Origin of the sequence: Comamonas sp. (genome assembly GCF_036643215.1) — a bacterium.
GTDB lineage: Bacteria > Pseudomonadota > Gammaproteobacteria > Burkholderiales > Burkholderiaceae_C > Comamonas.
Genome location: NZ_JAVXSJ010000030.1, coordinates 15,921 through 33,509, shown reverse-complemented (window position 1 = coordinate 33,509; position 17,589 = coordinate 15,921). Strand labels below are relative to the sequence as shown.

Genomic DNA, 17,589 nt, shown 5'->3' with positions numbered 1-17,589 from the left:
TGAGGAGCCAAAATTTAATTGCCTTGCAATCGCTCAAGGCAAGTCTCAAAGACATCTTCCTCAATAGCTCAGTTGGTAGAGCGCCGGACTGTTAATCCGTAGGTCCCTGGTTCGAGCCCAGGTTGAGGAGCCACAATAAAAAGCCTGTATGTTCGCGCATACAGGCTTTTCTTTTTTAGCACCATCAAGCAGCGCGAACCACGCCACTGACCGGCGCTGTATCTACAGCGACAGCTTTTTGCACGGCCCGTGTCGGGTAAGCATAGTGATGCGGCACAGCAGGTGCATGCTGATCACCCTGCTCCCATGCGTGCAGCTCCTCTTCAAGCCTTGCCGCGCGCTCGGCATACATCTGCGCAGATGACTGGTAATGCTCTGCCGCAATCGTGTGCTCCAGCATGGCCATGCGCGCCTCTTGCAGGTAGGCACGTGTACGGCGGATATAGCGCGGCTCGGAGCGCCCAAAGCCAAAAATCTTGCCGAGAAACATGTCGACCTCCTTTACCAGTGATCAAGTGCGTCTATCGCACTCATGCATCAAGCAACACTGCCAGCGTAATGAGTCCAGGCTTTAGCACCTGCCCTACTGCAAGAGTTCCCCTCGCAGGATGACTGCCCCTCACGCCAACCCTCTGCAAAGCACCTTTATGACTCAAAATTCTGCATCACCGCCATATAAAGTATGTAGGTTTACACCCACACACCTTTGTAACACTTCAATTCATAGCAAGCGCCTGCGCAATTGCGAAAGCATGTGCTGCGCCGTAGCAAGCTCCAGGTCATCAAATGCATCCAGCGCAGCCTGAGCTTGACCATGCCATGAAGCCCCGCCTGCAGACTGAATCAATTGCTCAAGCAGTGTCCGGGCACTAAAGTCGCCACTATCAACCAACGGAATCAAGCGATCAAGCAGCGCCAGCGAATCAACACTTGCCGCCACACCATCAGCGACCGCTTCAGGAGTCTCAAGCTGGTGCAGCACCCAGCGAACCTGAGCAAGACATTCATGCACAAGCAACAGGAACTGATCAGCCAGATCTCGCACTACATCCGCATTGCCATCGTGCCCCGCGCGCTCTATGACATTGGCCACCGCACATAGTTGCACGGCATCCAGATAACTGGCACTGCCTTTGATTTGATGGACCAGCTCCGCAAGCTCATGCCAGCGATGCCCTGAGAGTAATTGCTCAAATTGCCGAGGCAAGGGGTCAAAGTCACTCAGAAACCCACGCAGCAACCCTGCTTTGCGTTGCGGCGAAGATGGCAAGCGCGGAAACATTTGTGCTGCGGAAGCGCCAGCAACCGCCCCCTCCTGCGCCACTGAACTCTCCTGAACAATCTCTTTGCGAGCACTACAAAGCTTCAGCAAAGTACTGTAGAGCGCAACCTCATCGATTGGCTTGGTCAAGTGTCCATCCATACCAGCTTCACGACTAAGCAGCTGATCCTCGCCGCGAGCTTGAGCCGTCAAGGCAATGATAGGGAGTTGAGCCCAGCGCGCATGACTGCGAATTTGCTTCGTCGCCTCCAGCCCATTCATCTCCGGCATGTGAATATCCATGAGAACGGCATCCACCTCACGCCTTTCAAGCTGAACGATGGCATCGCGCCCATTCACCGCCGTTGACACCTGAACACCTACCCATTCCAGAAAATCAGTCGCCACCTCGCGATTCAGCGCATTGTCATCCGTCACCAACACCCGTTTGCCGCGCAAACCGGCATAGGCAGATACATCACTGGGAGCATAGGCCGAGCGGGACTCATACGCGCCTTCAGAACCCGAGAACACGCCCAGCAAAGTGTTGAACATGACAGACTGAGTCACAGGTTTGAGCAGCACCCCCTGCAAGCCCAGCCCTGCACTCGCCTGCATCATGGCTTCTTGCCCATAGGCCGTGACCATCAGCACCGCAGGCATCTGCCTCAGATGCATATCCTCTTTGATATGGCGCGCGGTTTCCACCCCATCCATACCTGGCATTCGCCAGTCAAGCAGAACAATGTCAAAGGCGCTGCAGCCACCCGCACCTGCACGCAGCATTTCAAGCGCCGCCATGCCGCTATCGGCATCAGCAACCTGCATGCCAAAGCCTCGCACCATCTCGACCAGTGCCCCGCGTGCGCTGGCGTTGTCATCCACCACGAGAATTCGACGCCCCTTCAGATTGAGGGCCAACTGGTTACGAACATGCAAATCAGCGGGCTCGTGCTCCGCATCCACCAAACCCATCGTAAAGAAGAACGTACTCCCCCGACGCAACTCACTCTCCACCCAAATTTCGCCCCCCATCAACGTCACGAGACGCTTGGAAATAGCCAACCCCAGACCCGTACCACCGTAACGGCGAGCAATATCCGATTGCGCTTGCGCAAACGGGTTGAAGAGATTTTTCATCTGATCGGCACTCATGCCGATACCTGAATCGCGCACAGAAAACAGCAACTTGCGACTCAAGCGCGACTCATCCCAGATGGGGCTAACGGAAACGACCACATCGCCGTGCTCCGTGAACTTGATGGCGTTACCCACCAAGTTCGTAATCACCTGACCCAGCCTCAGCGCATCCCCCTTGAACACTGCAGGCGTTTCGGGTGCCACGGCATAGGTCACTTCCAACCCCTTTTCCTCTGCCCGCAGGGTTGTGACTGAAGAAACCGTCTCCAGCACGGCTTCCAGCCGCACTGGAACACCTTCCAGATCCAAACCACCCGCCTCGATTTTCGAAAAGTCCAGAATATCGTTGATGATGCCCAGCAATACATTGGCCGATTCGTTGATCTTTTCCAGGTAATTGCGCTGTTTGGGATTCAGGTCCGTACGCATGGCCAAGCGCGCCATGCCAATGACGGAATTCATGGGCGTGCGAATCTCATGGCTCATAGTGGCCAGAAAATCACTCTTGGCACGCTCCGCCGTCTCTGCAGCCTCTTTCGCAGCACGCAAGGCATCTGCTGCCTCACGCTCTGCAGTCACATCACGGGCAATGCCATCCCACACAGCAGACTCCACACCCGTAATCCGCAATGCAGCCCGCAGATGGATCCAGATACTCTGCCCATAGGCTGTTTGTAGGGGGAAAACTTCATCGATGACCTTGCCAGCGCTATTTGAATAACGCATCAGTTTATTCAAGTGCTGCAGCGCGGAAGCAGGCACAGCAGCCAGCAATCTGCGCGGATTCTGCAGGACCTCGCTAGCTGGCAAGCCCGTCAAAGTTTCAAGCCCGGCACTCAAAAATGCGAGTTTTAAATACTGCTGCGAATCACGCTCAATGCGAAAAATAACCCCGGATGGCAAGTTATCGGCCAAAGCAGCCCAGCGATCGCGCTGCTCCTTACGCTCACTGATGTCCTGCATGATTCCAGCAATCTTGACAACACGGCCATCGATATCTCTCACCGCAGAGCCTTGAACATAGGCTGCAAACGTACTGCCATCAGTCCGGCAATGCTCGACTTCAAGGGCATAGGACTCCCCTGTTTCAATACACCGTTTCACTGCAGCACTGATTCGCCGCGCACTTTCTGGCACAAGCCGCTCATCCAGCGCCTCAACCGGCAAGTCACTGGGCTCAGATTCATCGCCATACAACACGGAAAGCATTTCGGACGAGGTAAGAATCCCAGTCTCCACATCCAGAGACCAGTGACCCAGTTTCGCCTGCCGCTCGGCCGCACGCAGTACCTCGTTATTTTCCTGCGCCTGCTTCTCCGCTCTGCGGCTCTCCTCAAGACTGTTGTTCAGCACTTTGTCTGCCTGATCCAGACTCAGCCTCAAGGCTTCAAACTCCGCCACAAACGAAGGCGGAATATCGTCACTGATGCTCTGTGACTTAGTGGGTTTTCCACTCGCAATACGCCGTGCACGTGCGGCCAGATGGCGAATAGGCCTGACTGCACGCTGCGCCAGCGTCAGCGCGATCACCAAAGCCAGCAGTACCGCAGCAACAGTCGCCACCAGCATGGTTTTGATGGGCCGCTGCCAGCGCTCTTCAAAACTGGATGCCGCTTCACCGACCACAGCAACCCAGCCAGGCGTGCCGCTGATGCGCTGAAAGGCGAACATGACTTGACGCCCCTCAAGGGTTCGCGCTTTAAAAAAACCGCTGTCTGTGCCGCTAGCCTTCAGTAAATGCCAGTCAGGTGTCTTCTTACCCAGAAACTGCTGACCATTGACCGAGCGCCCAAGAATGCGCCCCGTGCCATCGGTAATGGCCAAGATGACAGAAAGATTGCTCTCGTTATTTTTATAAAGTGAGTGAATTAAATCAGCGGGAGTCGTGACAAGCGTGGTCATCCGCATTTGCGACGTTCCACTAATTTCCGGCACAGCAAACGCCAGCTTGAATGGCTTGCTCTTGTCGTCTGAATCCAAAATATCCGAGACTTGGGGGCGACCGGTTTGAGCAGCCTCCAGGGTCAGATGCTGAATTTCTGGCTGCTCAGGCCTTGCTCCTTGAAACTGCCAGCGACCTTCTTTTCCACTGACCTGATAGATCGCATAAGAGCCATTGGCAAAGCTGGCAGCGCTCCGCGGGCTGAGTGGTTCTCTATCACCATGAAGCTCGGCCAGACTCAGCAAAACACTTGAGGTCAGCTCCAGCTCATTGGCAGTAGAGCGCGCCACCGTTCTGGCAGTTTCCTGCAGCTGGCGCGTTGTCGCTTCTTGAAAGGACTTGCCGGCATTGAACAATGTGAACAGCACCACGCCAAGCGTTGGCACCAGAACCAAAAAAACAATACCGATGATAGTGAGCCGCAGTGAAGGCTGTTTCAGCGAATCAAGCATGCGCCTGAGCATTTAGGGAGCCCTCTTGTCGTGAGCGGCACGAATGCCGTCTGTTTACTTGCTGGTTAAAGCAAGAATAACCTTTCTCACGACAAATGCATTCTCAAAAATTAATGCAGTTTCCCTATTGCCAAAACACCTTCACAAAATTACTTGCCTTGCAGGTACTTCGCAACGCCATTGGCAATATGCACACCCGATGACATGCAGGCCGTCAGCAAATAACCACCCGTCGGCGCCTCCCAGTCCAGCATTTCCCCAGCGCAGAACACCCCAGGAAGCGCCGTGCACATGCCATGCGCATCCAGCGCTTCAAGGCGCACGCCGCCCGCAGTACTAATGGCTTCATCAATAGGGCGCGGCGCAATCACCGTCAAAGGCACTGCCTTGATCGTTGCAGCCAGGCGCGCCGAATCAGCCATACCGTCTTTACCAAGAACTTCATACAGAAGACCGGCCTTGATGCCATCCAGACCCAACCGGCCTTTGAGGTGGCTGCTGAGACTTCGCGAACCGCGTGGGTGCATGACTTCTTGCAGCACACGCTCGGCGCTAAATTGCGGCAGCAAATCCAGCTCGAACGTCGCATGACCCTGACGAGCAATACAGTCTCGCAGCATGGACGAAACGGCATAAATCAGGCTTCCTTCCACCCCCGTTTGCGTCGCGACAAACTCGCCCTGGCGCGCAAAGCTGGCACCTTGGTCATCGGTGAATCGCAGAACCACAGGCTTGAAAGGCTGACCCGCAAAGCGCTGGGCGAATACGTCGCTCCAGCCTGCTGCACGCCCCTGCGCCCCACCCACATCAAAACCACAGTTGGCTGCTTGCAGCGGCGCAAGATCTACACCCTTGCCTTCAAGCAACGAAGCCCATGCGCCATCAGAGCCCAGACGAGCCCAGCTTGCGCCGCCAGTTGCCAGCACAAAAGCCTTGCAGTCCACCTTGACCTTTGCATCTTCCGTCTGCAGCACAGGCTTTCCATCTGCATCCCAGCCCAGCCAGCGGTGGCGCATATGAAATTTCACCCCTTGGGCTTTCATGCGCACCAACCAGGCGCGCAGCAATGGCGCCGCCTTCATATCTGCGGGAAAGACTCGGCCCGATGTCCCCACAAAGGTATCAAAGCCCAAGCTTTTAGCCCAGGCCTTCAATTCTTCTGCTCCCCAATGCTGCAACCAAGGCGTCAAATCCGCAGTACGAGAACCATAACGGGTGACAAAACTCGCAAACTCCTCGGAATGCGTGAGGTTGAGCCCCCCCTTGCCAGCCATGAGGAACTTACGCGCGGCCGAGGCCTTGGTCTCAAACACTCGCACAGACAAACCAGCCTGTGCCAGCTGCTCAGCCACCATCAGCCCAGCGGGGCCTGCCCCCACTACAGCCACATCACAGACCACTTCAGAATCGGCCACCAACGGCTCCGAGAGACTCATACTTCTATTACCTAATTCAACAGGCAGCCAACGGACTGCCAAAGGCTGCGCAGAATACCACCGCAGGCATTTCTACGATAAGACAGGCACTATTAACGTCATAGCTGTAAACAACCGCCACACAATGCAGCGGGAGATGAGTTTCTGTCACAATCAAGTCACTAGACGGGTACACCGTCGATCTTTTTTTGATTCAAGAAAATCCAGGACTACAAATGGCTAGCGAATTGATCAAGCACATCACTGATGCAAGCTTTGAATCTGACGTACTGCAACCCGGCACTACCGTGCTGGTGGATTACTGGGCTGAATGGTGCGGCCCCTGCAAGATGATTGCCCCCATCCTGGACGATGTGGCCGAAAGCTACAAAGGCAAGGTGGTGATCGCCAAGATGAACGTGGATGAAAACCGTGAAATTCCTGCCAAGTTTGGCATTCGCGGCATCCCCACACTGATGTTGTTCAAAGATGGCCAATTGGCCGCCACTAAGGTGGGCGCTTTGAACAAGACTCAGCTGACGGCGTTCCTCGACCAGCACATCTGATGTGTTCAGCAAACAGGGCTTCATTTGAGGCCCTGTTTGTTTTTGGGCTTAGCCCCCACATCTGCAGATCGCCCGGCGCAGGCAGCAGATGACGAGCACGGAATAAATAGCTTGCAAGCTGCGCCGCTTTTCCTGTCATAATGGTTAAACCGCCGGCCACCGCATGGGACCGCGCTGGATTTTTCTTCAGGCAAGCCTGCCCACTTTCACAGTGTTTCGTTAGGCTCTACGCCTCCCCCCTGGTTATTCTCACTCCACGCTTGGAGTCATTTCATGCACCTTAATGAACTCAAGGCACTGCACGTGTCTGAAGTCTTGAAGCAGGCCGAAGCGCTTGAGATCGAAAACGTCGGTCGCATGCGCAAGCAAGAACTGATGTTCGCCATCATCAAAAAGCGCGCAAAAGCGGGCGAACAAGTTTTTGCCGACGGCGTGCTCGAAATTTTGCCCGATGGCTTTGGCTTCCTGCGCAGCCCCGACACGAGCTACACAGCCAGCACGGACGATATCTATATCTCCCCTAGCCAGGTGCGCCGCTTCAATCTGCACACCGGCGACATGATCGAAGGCGAAGTGCGCATCCCCAAGGATGGCGAGCGCTACTTTGCCCTGACCAAGCTCGACAAGGTCAACGGCAACCCGCCCGAACAAAACAAGCACAAGGTGCTGTTTGAAAACCTGACCCCTCTGTTCCCCAAGGAGCAGTTGCGCCTTGAACGCGACATCAAGGGCGAAGAAAACATCACCGGCCGCATCATTGACATCATTGCCCCCATTGGCCGTGGCCAGCGCGCACTGATTGTTGCCCCTCCAAAGAGCGGCAAGACCATGATGATGCAGAGCATTGCTCACGCCATCACGTCCAACTACCCCGATGTGCACGTGATGGTGCTGCTGGTAGACGAGCGCCCTGAAGAAGTGACGGAAATGCAGCGCTCGGTCAAGGGCGAAATCATTGCCTCCACCTTCGATGAGCCCGCCACACGCCACGTTCACGTGGCGGAAATGGTCGTCGAGCGCGCCAAGCGCCTGGTGGAGCTGGGCAAGGATGTAGTCATTTTGCTCGACTCCATCACCCGCCTAGCCCGCGCCTATAACAACGTCGTGCCTTCGTCGGGCAAGGTGTTGTCGGGTGGCGTGGACTCCAACGCTCTGCAGCGCCCCAAGCGCTTCTTCGGCGCGGCCCGCAAGGTGGAAGAAGGTGGTTCTCTGACCATCATCGCCACAGCACTGGTCGATACCGGCAGCCGCATGGACGAAGTGATCTTTGAAGAATTCAAGGGCACCGGTAACAGCGAACTGCACCTGAACCGCCGCCTGTACGAAAAGCGCGTGTTCCCTGCCATCGAACTCAACAAGAGCGGCACACGCCGCGAAGAGTTGCTGCTGGCTCCCGAGATTCTGCAAAAGACGCGTATCTTGCGTCAGTTCATGTACAACATGGATGAGATCGAATCCATGGAGCTGATGATCAAGAACATGAAGGCGACGAAGAACAACGTCGAATTCTTCGACATGATGCGTCGCGGCGGTTAATAAATTGCCGCATACGGGCTTTAGCCTGTATTAAACTCATCAGGCCCGCCACGTTATAATGGTGGGCTTTTTCTATTGCGGAAAGTACGCTTGATTAACCACTGCTACAAGGGTTGTAGCAGGTCAGGCACGGCTACCGCACTTGACCAAAGGAAGATCATGAAAGAAGGCATTCACCCTAACTACCGCGAAGTTCTGTTCGTGGACATGTCCAACGGCTTCAAGTTTGTGACCCGTTCGTGCGTGAACACCAAGGAAACAGAAAACTTCGAAGGCAAGGAATACCCCCTGTTCAAGCTGGACACGACTTCTGAGTCGCACCCCTTCTACACCGGCACACAAAAGTCGGTGGACAACATGGGTGGCCGCGTGGAGAAGTTCCGCAACCGCTTCGGCAAGAAGTAATTTTTACTTTTTCGCTGACAAAGGCAGCTCGGGCAACCGTGCTGCCTTTTCTTTTGAGGCCTGCTCCGCAGCATCCTCAACGCTCCTATCATCGGAGCACCCTGCGCTTTATTCTCAAGCGCTACCGCCTGATCTGGCCGTGCAATTTTGCACCGCCGCTACCGGATTGATTGCGTGAACCAGCCCACACCCGCCATCGTTGCCCAAAGCGCTGTGCGCCGCCTGCCGCGCTGGGCATTGCTTTTGCTGTGCCTGGCCTACGTCATTCCCGGCTTTGTCATGCGCGGCCCCTGGCGCTCCAACGACATGGAGGCCTTTGGCTTCATGCGAGAGCTGGCTCTGGGCAACACCAGTTGGCTGGCACCCAAGCTCTCCGGCCTTTCCCCCAGCATGGATGGCCTGCTGCCCTACTGGCTGGGCGCCCTGTCGCTGCAAGGCTTTGGGTGGCTGATGGGCCCCGAGATGGCTGCACGTCTGCCCTTTATTGCGCTACTAATTCTCACGCTGGGCGCTACCTGGTGGGGTGCCTACTACCTAGCCCGCACCCCCGGCGCACAGCCCGTTGCTTTTGCCTTTGGCGGCGAAGCACAGCTGATTGACTACTCCCGAGCCATGGCCGATGCGGCCTTGCTGGCACTGGTCGCCACCCTGGGGCTGGCCCAGCCATCCCATGAAACGACCAGCTACGTCACCCAGCTGGGCTGCACGGCGCTGGTATTTTTTGCAGCGGCCGCCATGGCCTACCACCCCAACAAATCTGCCGTTGCACTTCTCGTCGGCCTGCTGGGTCTGGCCCTGAGCGGCGCGCCCACCATGGCTGTACTGTTTGGTCTGGGCGGCAGTCTGATTGCCTTCACGCAGCACAGCTGGGGCGATAACCCCGGCCGCGCCCATCGTCAGGCCCGCATCTGGGCTGCGGCATGGCTGGCGGCCACGGTGCTGGCCGCCATGCTGACCACAGCCCTTGACCAGTGGGTCTGGCACCTGGTGGATTCCGTCAGCGACCTGAGTGGACTGCTGCAGCTGCTGCTGTGGTTCTGCTGGCCTGCGTGGCCGCTGGCTTTGTGGACACTGTGGGTCTGGCGCCGTCAGATTGCGTCTCCTCGCAAAAACTCTCATCTGTCCATTGCACTGTTGTTTGCGGCAGTACCCGTTGCCGCCTGCCTGAGCAGCACCCCCGCAGACCGCGCCCTGCTGCTGGGCTTGCCTGCTATTGCCACGCTGGCCGCCTTTGCACTGCCCACCTTCCGCCGCAGCATCAGCGCGTTGATTGACTGGTTTACGCTGCTGTTCTTCACCGTCTCGGCCATTGCCATCTGGGTGGTCTGGCTGGCATTTCAGACAGGATATCCGCCCAAGATCGCCGCCAATATTGCGCGTCTAGCTCCTCAATTTGAAGCAAGCATTTCCTGGATTTCGGTTCTGATTGCACTGATCGCCACAGCAAGCTGGTTTGCTCTGGTGGTCTGGCGCACCTCGCGCAATCGAGCCGCCATCTGGAAGAGTCTGGTTCTGCCTGCAGGCGGTGCCACGCTGAGCTGGGTGTTGCTGTCCACACTCTGGATCGCACCACTGGACCATGCGCGCAGCTATGAATTTCAGATGACCCAGCTGGCCGGCGAGATGCAAAAAGCACAGGCTACCGGCTGCGTGCTGACTTATGGTCTGGGTCGCTCGCAAATCGCAGCCGTGCGTTACTACACCCATGTAGATACCGCCCTGCTGCGCCACAACCCAACCGCCCCGTGCAACTGGGCGCTGGTCGATGCTGACCGCTGGGCGGGCGACCACAATATCAAGCTACGCCAGGGCTGGGATGAAGTGAGTCGTATCACCCGCCTGAGCGGCCGCAAGGAAGTGCTGATTCTGCTCAAGCGCACAGATTCAGCGGCTGCGCAATGAAGAGCGAGCTGCAACACATAGGCCGCCACGCAGGTACGGTGCTGGCAGGCCAGCTGGCCGTCATGGCTTTTGGCACCACCGACACCATTGTGGCAAGCCGCTATTCCGACGATGCACTTGCCGCCCTGTCCGTAGGCTCAGCCATTTTCGTCAGCGTCTATGCCTCGCTCATGGGCATTTTTCAGGCCCTGCTGCCGCTGTGGGCAGAGCAACGCGGCGCGGGCCAGCCGCTGGCTATTGGCCGGTCGCTGCGGCAGTCCATGTATCTGTGCGTGCTGGCCTGCGTGCTTGGCATGGCCGTGCTGCTCATGCCTGATGCGCTGCTGCGCTGGACCGATGTGCCAGACGCGCTTCAGCACGAAGTCAAACGCTATCTGGCCGTGCTCGCTTGGGGCTTGCCACCTGCGCTGCTGTTTCGCATTTACAGCGCACTGAATCAGGCACTGGGCCACCCAAAGCTGGTCACCTGGTTGCAACTGCTTTCGCTGCTGATCAAGATACCGCTGTCTATCTGGTTCACGTTTGGCGGCCTGGGCCTGCAGCCCATGGGCGCTGTGGGCTGCGCACTGGCAACACTGCTGGTCAACTACACCATGTTTGCCATTGCCCTGTGGCTAGTGCGCGTGCAGGATTTTTATGAGCCACTGGCGCTCTGGGCCAAGCTGGAGCCACCGGACTGGAAACAGCTGGGATATTTCTGCCGCCTGGGCGTGCCCGCCGGGCTAGCCATTCTGGTGGAAGTAACCTCCTTCACGCTGATGGCCCTGTATGTGGCGCGCCAGGGCTCGCTCTCATCGGCCAGCCACCAGATTGCGGCCAATCTGGCCGCAATCCTGTACATGGTGCCGCTGTCGCTGGCCATTGCCACCAGTGCCCGCGTCAGCTACTGGCGCGGCGCAGGTAATGAAGCGCAGGCGCGCAGCCTGATTCAACAGTGTTTCAAGCTCTCAGCGCTTATTGGTATCGCGCTAGCAGCTACGCTTTTAATAGCTCGTGGGTTGATTGTGGACATTTATACAGACTCCCCCAAGGTGATGGCTCTCGCCTCGTGGTTGCTGTTCTCTGTGGCCGCCTACCATGTAGCCGACTGTGTGCAGACCTACTGCATCTTTGTGCTGCGCTGCTACCGCGTGACCGTGGCCCCGCTGCTCATTTACTGCGTACTACTCTGGGGGGGCGGCCTGGGCATGGGCTACTGGCTGACCTATGAATGGCAGGCCGGCCCCGCCTGGCAAGACTGGCAGGCCACGCCCATGCTGTTCTGGGCATGCAGCGCGGCGGCTTTGTTTGTGACCGCCATTGCCTTCAGCAGCATTTTGCTCAAAGTGATTCGCACCCCTGAATCAGTCCAGCCCCTCCCAGTAAACCTGGGCACTGAACCTGAGCACTGAACTCGACCTCGCTGCTCTTATCGTGAGAGCAGCGAAGCCGTCGAATCCGCACTGCTGACACGCACCCGCTTCACCGGGAAGGTCACAGAAAACTCCGAGCCCTTGCCCATCGCGCTGGCAATGTGGAGCTTGGCGCCATGGCGCTGCAGCACATGCTTGACGATGGCCAGCCCCAGCCCCGTGCCCCCGGTATCGCGGGAGCGGCTGCGGTCTACGCGGTAAAAGCGCTCCGTCAGACGCGAGACATGCTTCTCATCAATGCCCGGGCCTGAGTCCTTGACGGAAAAGCGGGCCGTTCCATCATCCAGAATCTGCCAGCTCACATCAATCTGCCCACCCGCCGGTGTGTAGCGCATGGCATTGGCCAGCAAATTGGAAAACGCGCTGTGCAGCTCTGCACTGGCACCGGCGATTTCACCAGCATGCTGGAGCGCAGCTTCATCGGGAAAATTCAGCACATGAGGCCTGACCTGCTTGCGCGTCAGGGCGTTAGACAGGCCACGCGCCTCGTTCTCGCAGCGGGTGAGCAAGTGCGCCACCGACACCCAGTCGTTATTACTGGGCAGCGGGCTACCTTCCAGACGCGAGAGCGTGAGCAAATCTTCGACCAGATGCCGCATACGCTCGGCCTGCTGGGCCATCAGCTCCAGATAGCGGTTTCGCTCATCCTCTTCTAACGGCAGGTTTTGCAGCGTTTCGACAAAACCAGCCAGCACCGTGAGCGGCGTGCGAATTTCATGCGAGACATTGGCCACAAAGTCGCGGCGCATGGCCTCGGCCTGCTCTAGCGCCGTGACATCACGCGCCAGCAGCAGCTTTCGGCCTTCGCCATAGCCATACAGCTGCACAGAAAGGCGCACAGGCCGCGAAGGCGTACTTTCGCGCCCCTGCATAACCAAGTCATGCGTGAAGTCATGCGCAGCAAAGTAAGCGCTGAACTGCGGGTCTCGCACCAAGTTGCCAATGCTTTGCAGCACATCACGCTTGGCATCAAAGCCAAATTGCTTGGCCGATATCTGGTTGCACCATTCAATACGGCCCTGCTCATCCAGCAACACCACGCCGTTGGGGCTGGCCTGCAGAGCAGACAAAATATCATTCAGGCGCTGATCGCCCTGATGCACTTGCTGCTCGCCCTGGCGAATCCAGCGGCGCATACGCACACCGGCCTCGCCCCAGATGCCAGACAGATCAGGCGCAGCGCCGAGCTCTGACTGACGCAGCCAGCGCAGCAGCCGCGCGCCATTCCAGCTATCAACCAGCCACCAGACCCAGCCGCCCAGCAAGAAACCAGTCAGCACCACAATCACCTGCTGGGCCGTTGTCGCTTCCGGGTGAATGAGATAGACCCAAGCCAGCCAGAGCACAAGGCCAGCGGCGATCTGAGAGGCTAATAATCGAAAAGCACGCCAGCCCATATTTGCTCTTTGTTGTGATGTTTAGCCAAGGTTCGGAAAAACGCCGTCAGCCCAGAGCCTGCGCGCTGAAGCGGTAGCCCGCACCGCGCACGGTTTCAATCAGCGCACCGGCCACGCCCAGAGATTCACGCAGGCGTTTGACGTGCACATCCACCGTACGCTCTTCAATAAAGACATGGTCGCCCCAGACCTTGTCCAGCAGTTGGGCACGGCTGTGCACGCGCTCGGGGTGCTTCATCAGGTAGTTGAGCAGCTTGAACTCTGTGGGGCCGATTTTGAGCAAATCGCCCTGCCAGCTCACGCGGTGGGCCGCTGCGTCCAGCATCAGCTCACCCATGCTGACCTTGTCCTGCACCTGCTCGGGCGCGCGGCGGCGCAGCACGGCGCGAATACGGGCCAGTAGCTCCTGCGTGGAAAAAGGCTTGGTGATGTAGTCATCCGCACCGGCATCCAGGCCGGCCACCTTGTCGGGCTCATCGCCACGCGCAGTCAGCATCAGAATGGGCACGCCCTTGGTGCGGCTGTCGGCACGCCATTTGCGCGCCAGAGTCAGGCCACTGGCACCGGGCAGCATCCAGTCCAGCAAGATCACATCGGGCAGCACGGCATCCAGCTCGCGCTGCGCCGAAACACCGTCTTCCGCCCACACGGGCTGGAAGCCGTTATGCCTCAGATTGACTGCGATCAGCTCTGCAATCGCAGGTTCGTCCTCAACGATGAGAACCATAGGCATCTTCTTCATCCCTCAGTTGCCTCCTGCTTACAGTACTGCCGATTCGATTTCGGCCATGGTCTGGTGGCGCACATCCTTGCCTTCGACCAGATAGATGATCAGCTCGGCCACGTTTTTGGAATGATCGCCAATGCGCTCAATGGCCTTGGCCAGGAAAAGCAGGTCAAGACTGGCCGAAATGGTGCGCGGGTCTTCCATCATGTACGTGATGAGCTTGCGCACAAAGCCATCAAACTCTTCGTCGATCAGGTCATCTTCTTTCAAGATCGCTACCGCAGCCTTGGTGTCCAGACGGGCAAAAGCGTCCAGTGTCTTACGCAACAGCTCTGAAGCCATCTGGGCCGCCATGCGCAGCTCTCCGCTGGGCAGCGAACGCGCTGCGCCGCTTTCAATGATGGACTTGACCATACGAGCCATCTTGCAGGCCTCGTCGCCCATGCGCTCCAGATTGGCCGTGGCCTTTGAGAAAGCGATCAGCAAGCGCAAATCCCGCGCCGTAGGCTGGCGGCGGGCGATGATGGAGGACAGCTCATGGTCAATCTCGACCTCCATCCCGTTGACCTGCTGCTCGGTGCTGATGACCTGCTCCACCGTATCGAGGTTGAAGCTGGTCAGCGCATAGACGGCATTGCGAATCTGCGACTCGACCAGACCACCAAGCTCCATGACGCGGGCCGAGACGCGGTTGAGTTCCGCATCGAACTGGGTGGACAAATGTTTTTCTGTCATTGCTCTAATCCTTCTCAGTTTTTCGAGGTCTTAGCGACCGCTTTCGGCTCTTAACCAAACCGTCCAGTGATGTAGTCTTCTGTTTCTTTGCGCTCGGGCTTGAAGAACATTTTTTCGGTCTCGCCAAATTCCATCAAGTCGCCCAGGTACATATAAGCCGTGTAGTCGCTGCAGCGCGCAGCCTGCTGCATGTTGTGGGTCACGATGACGACGGTGTAGTCGCTCTTGAGTTCCGCAATCAGCTCTTCAATCTTGGCGGTCGAGATAGGGTCCAGCGCCGAGCATGGCTCATCGAGCAAAAGCACTTCGGGCTTGATTGCAATGCCGCGTGCAATGCACAAGCGCTGCTGCTGACCGCCCGAGAGGCCAGAGCCGCTTTGCTGCAGCTTGTCCTTGACTTCATTCCACAGCGCCGCCTTGCGCAGCGCCCATTCCACGCGGTCGTCCATGTCGGAAGAGTTCAGGCTTTCAAACAGCTTCACGCCAAAGGCGATGTTGTCATAGATGGACATGGGGAATGGCGTGGGCTTCTGGAACACCATGCCAACCTTGGCGCGAATCAGCGCCACATCTTGCTTGCTGGTCAGCAGGTTGTCGCCGTCCAGCAAAATCTGACCTTCAGCGCGCTGCTCTGGGTACAGCTCGAACATGCGGTTGAAGGTGCGCAGCAAGGTGGACTTGCCACAGCCCGAAGGGCCGATAAAGGCCGTGACCTTTTTCTCGGGAATGTCGAGATTGATGTTTTTGAGCGCGTGGAACTTGCCATAGTAGAAGTTCAGGTCGCGCACAGCCAGCTTGACGTTGGAGGGAGCAGTGGTTGCAGTCATGATCGTGAACTTTCGAATTACTTTTGGCGAGTGATATAGCGCGCCAGAATATTGAGACCCAGCACCGCCACGGTGATGAGCAACACACCAGCCCAGGCCAGTTGCTGCCAGTTCTCATACGGGCTCATCGCAAATTTGAAGATGGTGACCGGCAGACTGGCCATGGGCTTGGTCATGTCGGCATTCCAGAACTGGTTGTTCAGTGCGGTAAACAGCAGCGGCGCGGTCTCACCCGCAATACGGGCCACGGCCAGCAGCACACCGGTAATCACACCGGCCCGTGCGGCACGCAGCGTGACCATGATGATGACCTTCCACTTGGGCGTACCCAGCGCATAGGCCGCTTCGCGCAAGCTGGCAGGCACCAGCACCAGCATGTTTTCCGTAGTGCGAATGACCACGGGAATCACAATCAGCGCCAGCGCAATCACACCGGCGATGCCGGAGAAGCTCTTGAGGCGTATCACCACCACGGTGTAGACAAACAGGCCGATCACAATCGAGGGAGCCGACAGCAGAATGTCATTCACAAAGCGGGTCGCTCCGGCCAACCAGCTCTTTTTGTCATATTCGGCCAGATAGACGCCTGCCATCACGCCAATGGGCGTGCCCACAAACGTGGCCAGCGCCACCATCATCAGAGAACCCCAGATGGCATTGGCAATGCCGCCCTCGTCATTGGGCGGCGGCGTCATCTGCGAGAACAGCGCAAAGCTCAGGCCACCCACACCCTGGCGCACGGTTTCCCACAGAATCCAGACCAGCCAGAAGACACCGAACATCATGGCCGCCAAGGACAGAGCCAGCGCCAGCCGGTTCATACGCTTGCGCTTGTCGTACTTGGCCTGGCGCACAGCCGCCAGATCGGCGGCATTGAGCATTTTTGTGGAGGTCGAGCTCATGAGCGGGCTCCTTCATTCTTCTGCAGACGGTTGAGCAGCAGCTTGGACATGGCCAGCACCACAAAGGTGATGAAGAACAGCACCAGACCCAGATAGATCAGCGATGCCTGGTGCAGGCCTTCGCCCGCTTCCGCAAACTCATTGGCCAGCGCCGAGGTAATGCTGTTGGCCGCCTCGAATACGGACAGCGAGTTGAGCTGGTTCATGTTGCCGATCACAAAGGTGACGGCCATGGTCTCCCCTAAAGCGCGGCCCAGACCCAGCATGACGCCGCCCAGCACACCGGTCTTGGTATAGGGAAGCACCACTTTCCAGACCACTTCCCAGGTCGTGGAGCCCAGACCGTAGGCAGACTCTTTGAGCAGCGCGGGCGTGACTTCAAACACATCACGCATCACCGAGGCAATGAACGGGATGATCATGATTGCCAGAATAATGCCGGCCGACAGAATGCCGATACCCACGGGCGGGCCAGAAACAAAAGCACCCAGATAAGGCACGCCGGTCAGCAGCGACTGCAGGGGCTGCTGCACATAGGTGGCGAGCACGGGGCCGAACACCATCAGGCCCCACATGCCGTAAACGATGGAAGGAACTGCGGCCAGCAGCTCAATGGCCGTACCCAGAGGGCGCTTGAGCCAGGCGGGCGACAGCTCTGTCAGAAACAGGGCAATGCCAAAGCTCACAGGCACTGCAATCAAAAGCGCGATGGCGGAAGTGGCCAGCGTGCCGTAAATCATGACCAGACCGCCGTACTGGTCCTGCACAGGATCCCAGACGCTGCTGGTCAGAAAGCCCAGGCCATACTGATGAATGGCGGGCCAGGCGCCCACAATCAACGAGCCCATGATGGCCACGAGCAGCACCAGCGTCAAAATCGCTGCGCTGCGCGCTAAGCCACCAAACAGGCGATCCGCCAGACGACCCGACATCATCGGTGCTCGTGGCGGTGAGGGAGAGCGTCGCTTGG

The 17,589-nt window shown here is 57.7% G+C and carries 14 protein-coding genes and 1 tRNA gene; 6 read left to right on the top strand and 9 right to left on the bottom strand.

Translation table 11 applies throughout. The annotated features are described in order from the left end of the window. Positions 1–57 precede the first annotated feature (57 nt). A tRNA-Asn gene (locus RSF91_RS16670) sits at positions 58–133 on the top strand. A 51-nt stretch (positions 134–184) separates the two neighbouring features. Here the strand turns inward: RSF91_RS16670 and RSF91_RS16665 are convergent. From RSF91_RS16665 to RSF91_RS16655, 3 genes are all read right to left on the bottom strand, one after another. After that, on the bottom strand, positions 185–490 hold the full coding sequence (locus RSF91_RS16665; RefSeq protein WP_332569473.1) for a hypothetical protein: 306 nt from the start codon (positions 488–490) through the stop codon (positions 185–187). Between the two features lie 231 nt (positions 491–721). Beyond that, positions 722–4,795, bottom strand: a complete 4,074-nt coding sequence (locus tag RSF91_RS16660) for a response regulator (RefSeq protein ID WP_332569472.1) — start codon at positions 4,793–4,795, stop codon at positions 722–724. Positions 4,796–4,944: 149 nt separating this feature from the next. Continuing rightward, positions 4,945–6,231, bottom strand: coding sequence for a TIGR03862 family flavoprotein (locus RSF91_RS16655; protein ID WP_332569471.1), 1,287 nt, complete (start codon positions 6,229–6,231; stop codon positions 4,945–4,947). A 215-nt stretch (positions 6,232–6,446) separates the two neighbouring features. Between RSF91_RS16655 and trxA the strand changes: the two genes are divergently transcribed. The 5 genes from trxA to RSF91_RS16630 all read left to right on the top strand — a co-directional run bounded on the left by trxA (position 6,447) and on the right by RSF91_RS16630 (position 12,010). Then, positions 6,447–6,776: a thioredoxin TrxA gene (trxA, locus tag RSF91_RS16650; RefSeq protein WP_332569470.1), complete on the top strand. Its 330-nt coding sequence runs from the start codon at positions 6,447–6,449 to the stop codon at positions 6,774–6,776. Between the two features lie 273 nt (positions 6,777–7,049). After that, positions 7,050–8,312 carry a transcription termination factor Rho gene (rho, locus tag RSF91_RS16645; RefSeq protein WP_099736419.1) on the top strand — a complete coding sequence of 421 codons (1,263 nt, stop codon included), beginning with the start codon at positions 7,050–7,052 and terminating at the stop codon, positions 8,310–8,312. Positions 8,313–8,471: 159 nt separating this feature from the next. Further along, positions 8,472–8,717, top strand: coding sequence for a type B 50S ribosomal protein L31 (locus RSF91_RS16640; RefSeq protein WP_099736418.1), 246 nt, complete (start codon positions 8,472–8,474; stop codon positions 8,715–8,717). 174 nt (positions 8,718–8,891) lie between these two features. Beyond that, positions 8,892–10,619, top strand: a complete 1,728-nt coding sequence (locus RSF91_RS16635; RefSeq protein ID WP_332569469.1) for a hypothetical protein — start codon at positions 8,892–8,894, stop codon at positions 10,617–10,619. Then, a complete protein-coding gene (locus RSF91_RS16630; RefSeq protein ID WP_332569468.1) occupies positions 10,616–12,010 on the top strand; it encodes an MATE family efflux transporter in 1,395 nt (464 codons plus the stop codon). Before RSF91_RS16635 ends, RSF91_RS16630 begins: the two co-directional genes overlap by 4 nt. Before the next feature lie 17 nt (positions 12,011–12,027). Here RSF91_RS16630 and phoR read toward each other — a convergent pair whose 3' ends face one another. From phoR to pstC, 6 genes are read right to left on the bottom strand one after another with little or no spacing between them, the layout of a single operon-like run. After that, the gene (phoR, locus tag RSF91_RS16625; RefSeq protein WP_332569467.1) at positions 12,028–13,428 is read right to left on the bottom strand and encodes a phosphate regulon sensor histidine kinase PhoR; all 1,401 of its coding nucleotides are present in this window, start codon (positions 13,426–13,428) and stop codon (positions 12,028–12,030) included. A gap of 46 nt (positions 13,429–13,474) precedes the next feature. Continuing rightward, positions 13,475–14,170, bottom strand: a complete 696-nt coding sequence (phoB, locus tag RSF91_RS16620; protein ID WP_332569466.1) for a phosphate regulon transcriptional regulator PhoB — start codon at positions 14,168–14,170, stop codon at positions 13,475–13,477. 18 nt (positions 14,171–14,188) lie between these two features. After that, positions 14,189–14,890: a phosphate signaling complex protein PhoU gene (gene phoU, locus RSF91_RS16615; RefSeq protein ID WP_099736413.1), complete on the bottom strand. Its 702-nt coding sequence runs from the start codon at positions 14,888–14,890 to the stop codon at positions 14,189–14,191. Between the two features lie 50 nt (positions 14,891–14,940). Continuing rightward, positions 14,941–15,717, bottom strand: a complete 777-nt coding sequence (gene pstB, locus RSF91_RS16610; RefSeq protein WP_099736412.1) for a phosphate ABC transporter ATP-binding protein PstB — start codon at positions 15,715–15,717, stop codon at positions 14,941–14,943. A gap of 17 nt (positions 15,718–15,734) precedes the next feature. Continuing rightward, positions 15,735–16,619 carry a phosphate ABC transporter permease PstA gene (pstA, locus tag RSF91_RS16605; RefSeq protein WP_332569465.1) on the bottom strand — a complete coding sequence of 295 codons (885 nt, stop codon included), beginning with the start codon at positions 16,617–16,619 and terminating at the stop codon, positions 15,735–15,737. Beyond that, on the bottom strand, positions 16,616–17,554 hold the full coding sequence (gene pstC, locus RSF91_RS16600) for a phosphate ABC transporter permease PstC (RefSeq protein WP_332569475.1): 939 nt from the start codon (positions 17,552–17,554) through the stop codon (positions 16,616–16,618). The genes pstA and pstC overlap by 4 nt, the downstream gene beginning before the upstream one ends. Between the last annotated feature and the right edge of the window lie 35 nt (positions 17,555–17,589).

Bases quoted from the DNA above. Each gene is read 5' to 3' on its own strand.
- phoR (WP_332569467.1), bottom strand. From the start codon at position 13,428: ATGGGCTGGCGTGCTTTTCGATTATTAGCCTCTCAGATCGCCGCTGGC.
- phoU (WP_099736413.1), bottom strand. From the start codon at position 14,890: ATGACAGAAAAACATTTGTCCACCCAGTTCGATGCGGAACTCAACCGC.
- RSF91_RS16660 (WP_332569472.1), bottom strand. From the start codon at position 4,795: ATGCTTGATTCGCTGAAACAGCCTTCACTGCGGCTCACTATCATCGGT.
- pstB (WP_099736412.1), bottom strand. From the start codon at position 15,717: ATGACTGCAACCACTGCTCCCTCCAACGTCAAGCTGGCTGTGCGCGAC.
- RSF91_RS16630 (WP_332569468.1), top strand. From the start codon at position 10,616: ATGAAGAGCGAGCTGCAACACATAGGCCGCCACGCAGGTACGGTGCTG.
- pstC (WP_332569475.1), bottom strand. From the start codon at position 17,554: ATGATGTCGGGTCGTCTGGCGGATCGCCTGTTTGGTGGCTTAGCGCGC.
- phoB (WP_332569466.1), bottom strand. From the start codon at position 14,170: ATGAAGAAGATGCCTATGGTTCTCATCGTTGAGGACGAACCTGCGATT.
- RSF91_RS16640 (WP_099736418.1), top strand. From the start codon at position 8,472: ATGAAAGAAGGCATTCACCCTAACTACCGCGAAGTTCTGTTCGTGGAC.
- RSF91_RS16655 (WP_332569471.1), bottom strand. From the start codon at position 6,231: ATGAGTCTCTCGGAGCCGTTGGTGGCCGATTCTGAAGTGGTCTGTGAT.
- trxA (WP_332569470.1), top strand. From the start codon at position 6,447: ATGGCTAGCGAATTGATCAAGCACATCACTGATGCAAGCTTTGAATCT.
- RSF91_RS16665 (WP_332569473.1), bottom strand. From the start codon at position 490: ATGTTTCTCGGCAAGATTTTTGGCTTTGGGCGCTCCGAGCCGCGCTAT.
- pstA (WP_332569465.1), bottom strand. From the start codon at position 16,619: ATGAGCTCGACCTCCACAAAAATGCTCAATGCCGCCGATCTGGCGGCT.
- rho (WP_099736419.1), top strand. From the start codon at position 7,050: ATGCACCTTAATGAACTCAAGGCACTGCACGTGTCTGAAGTCTTGAAG.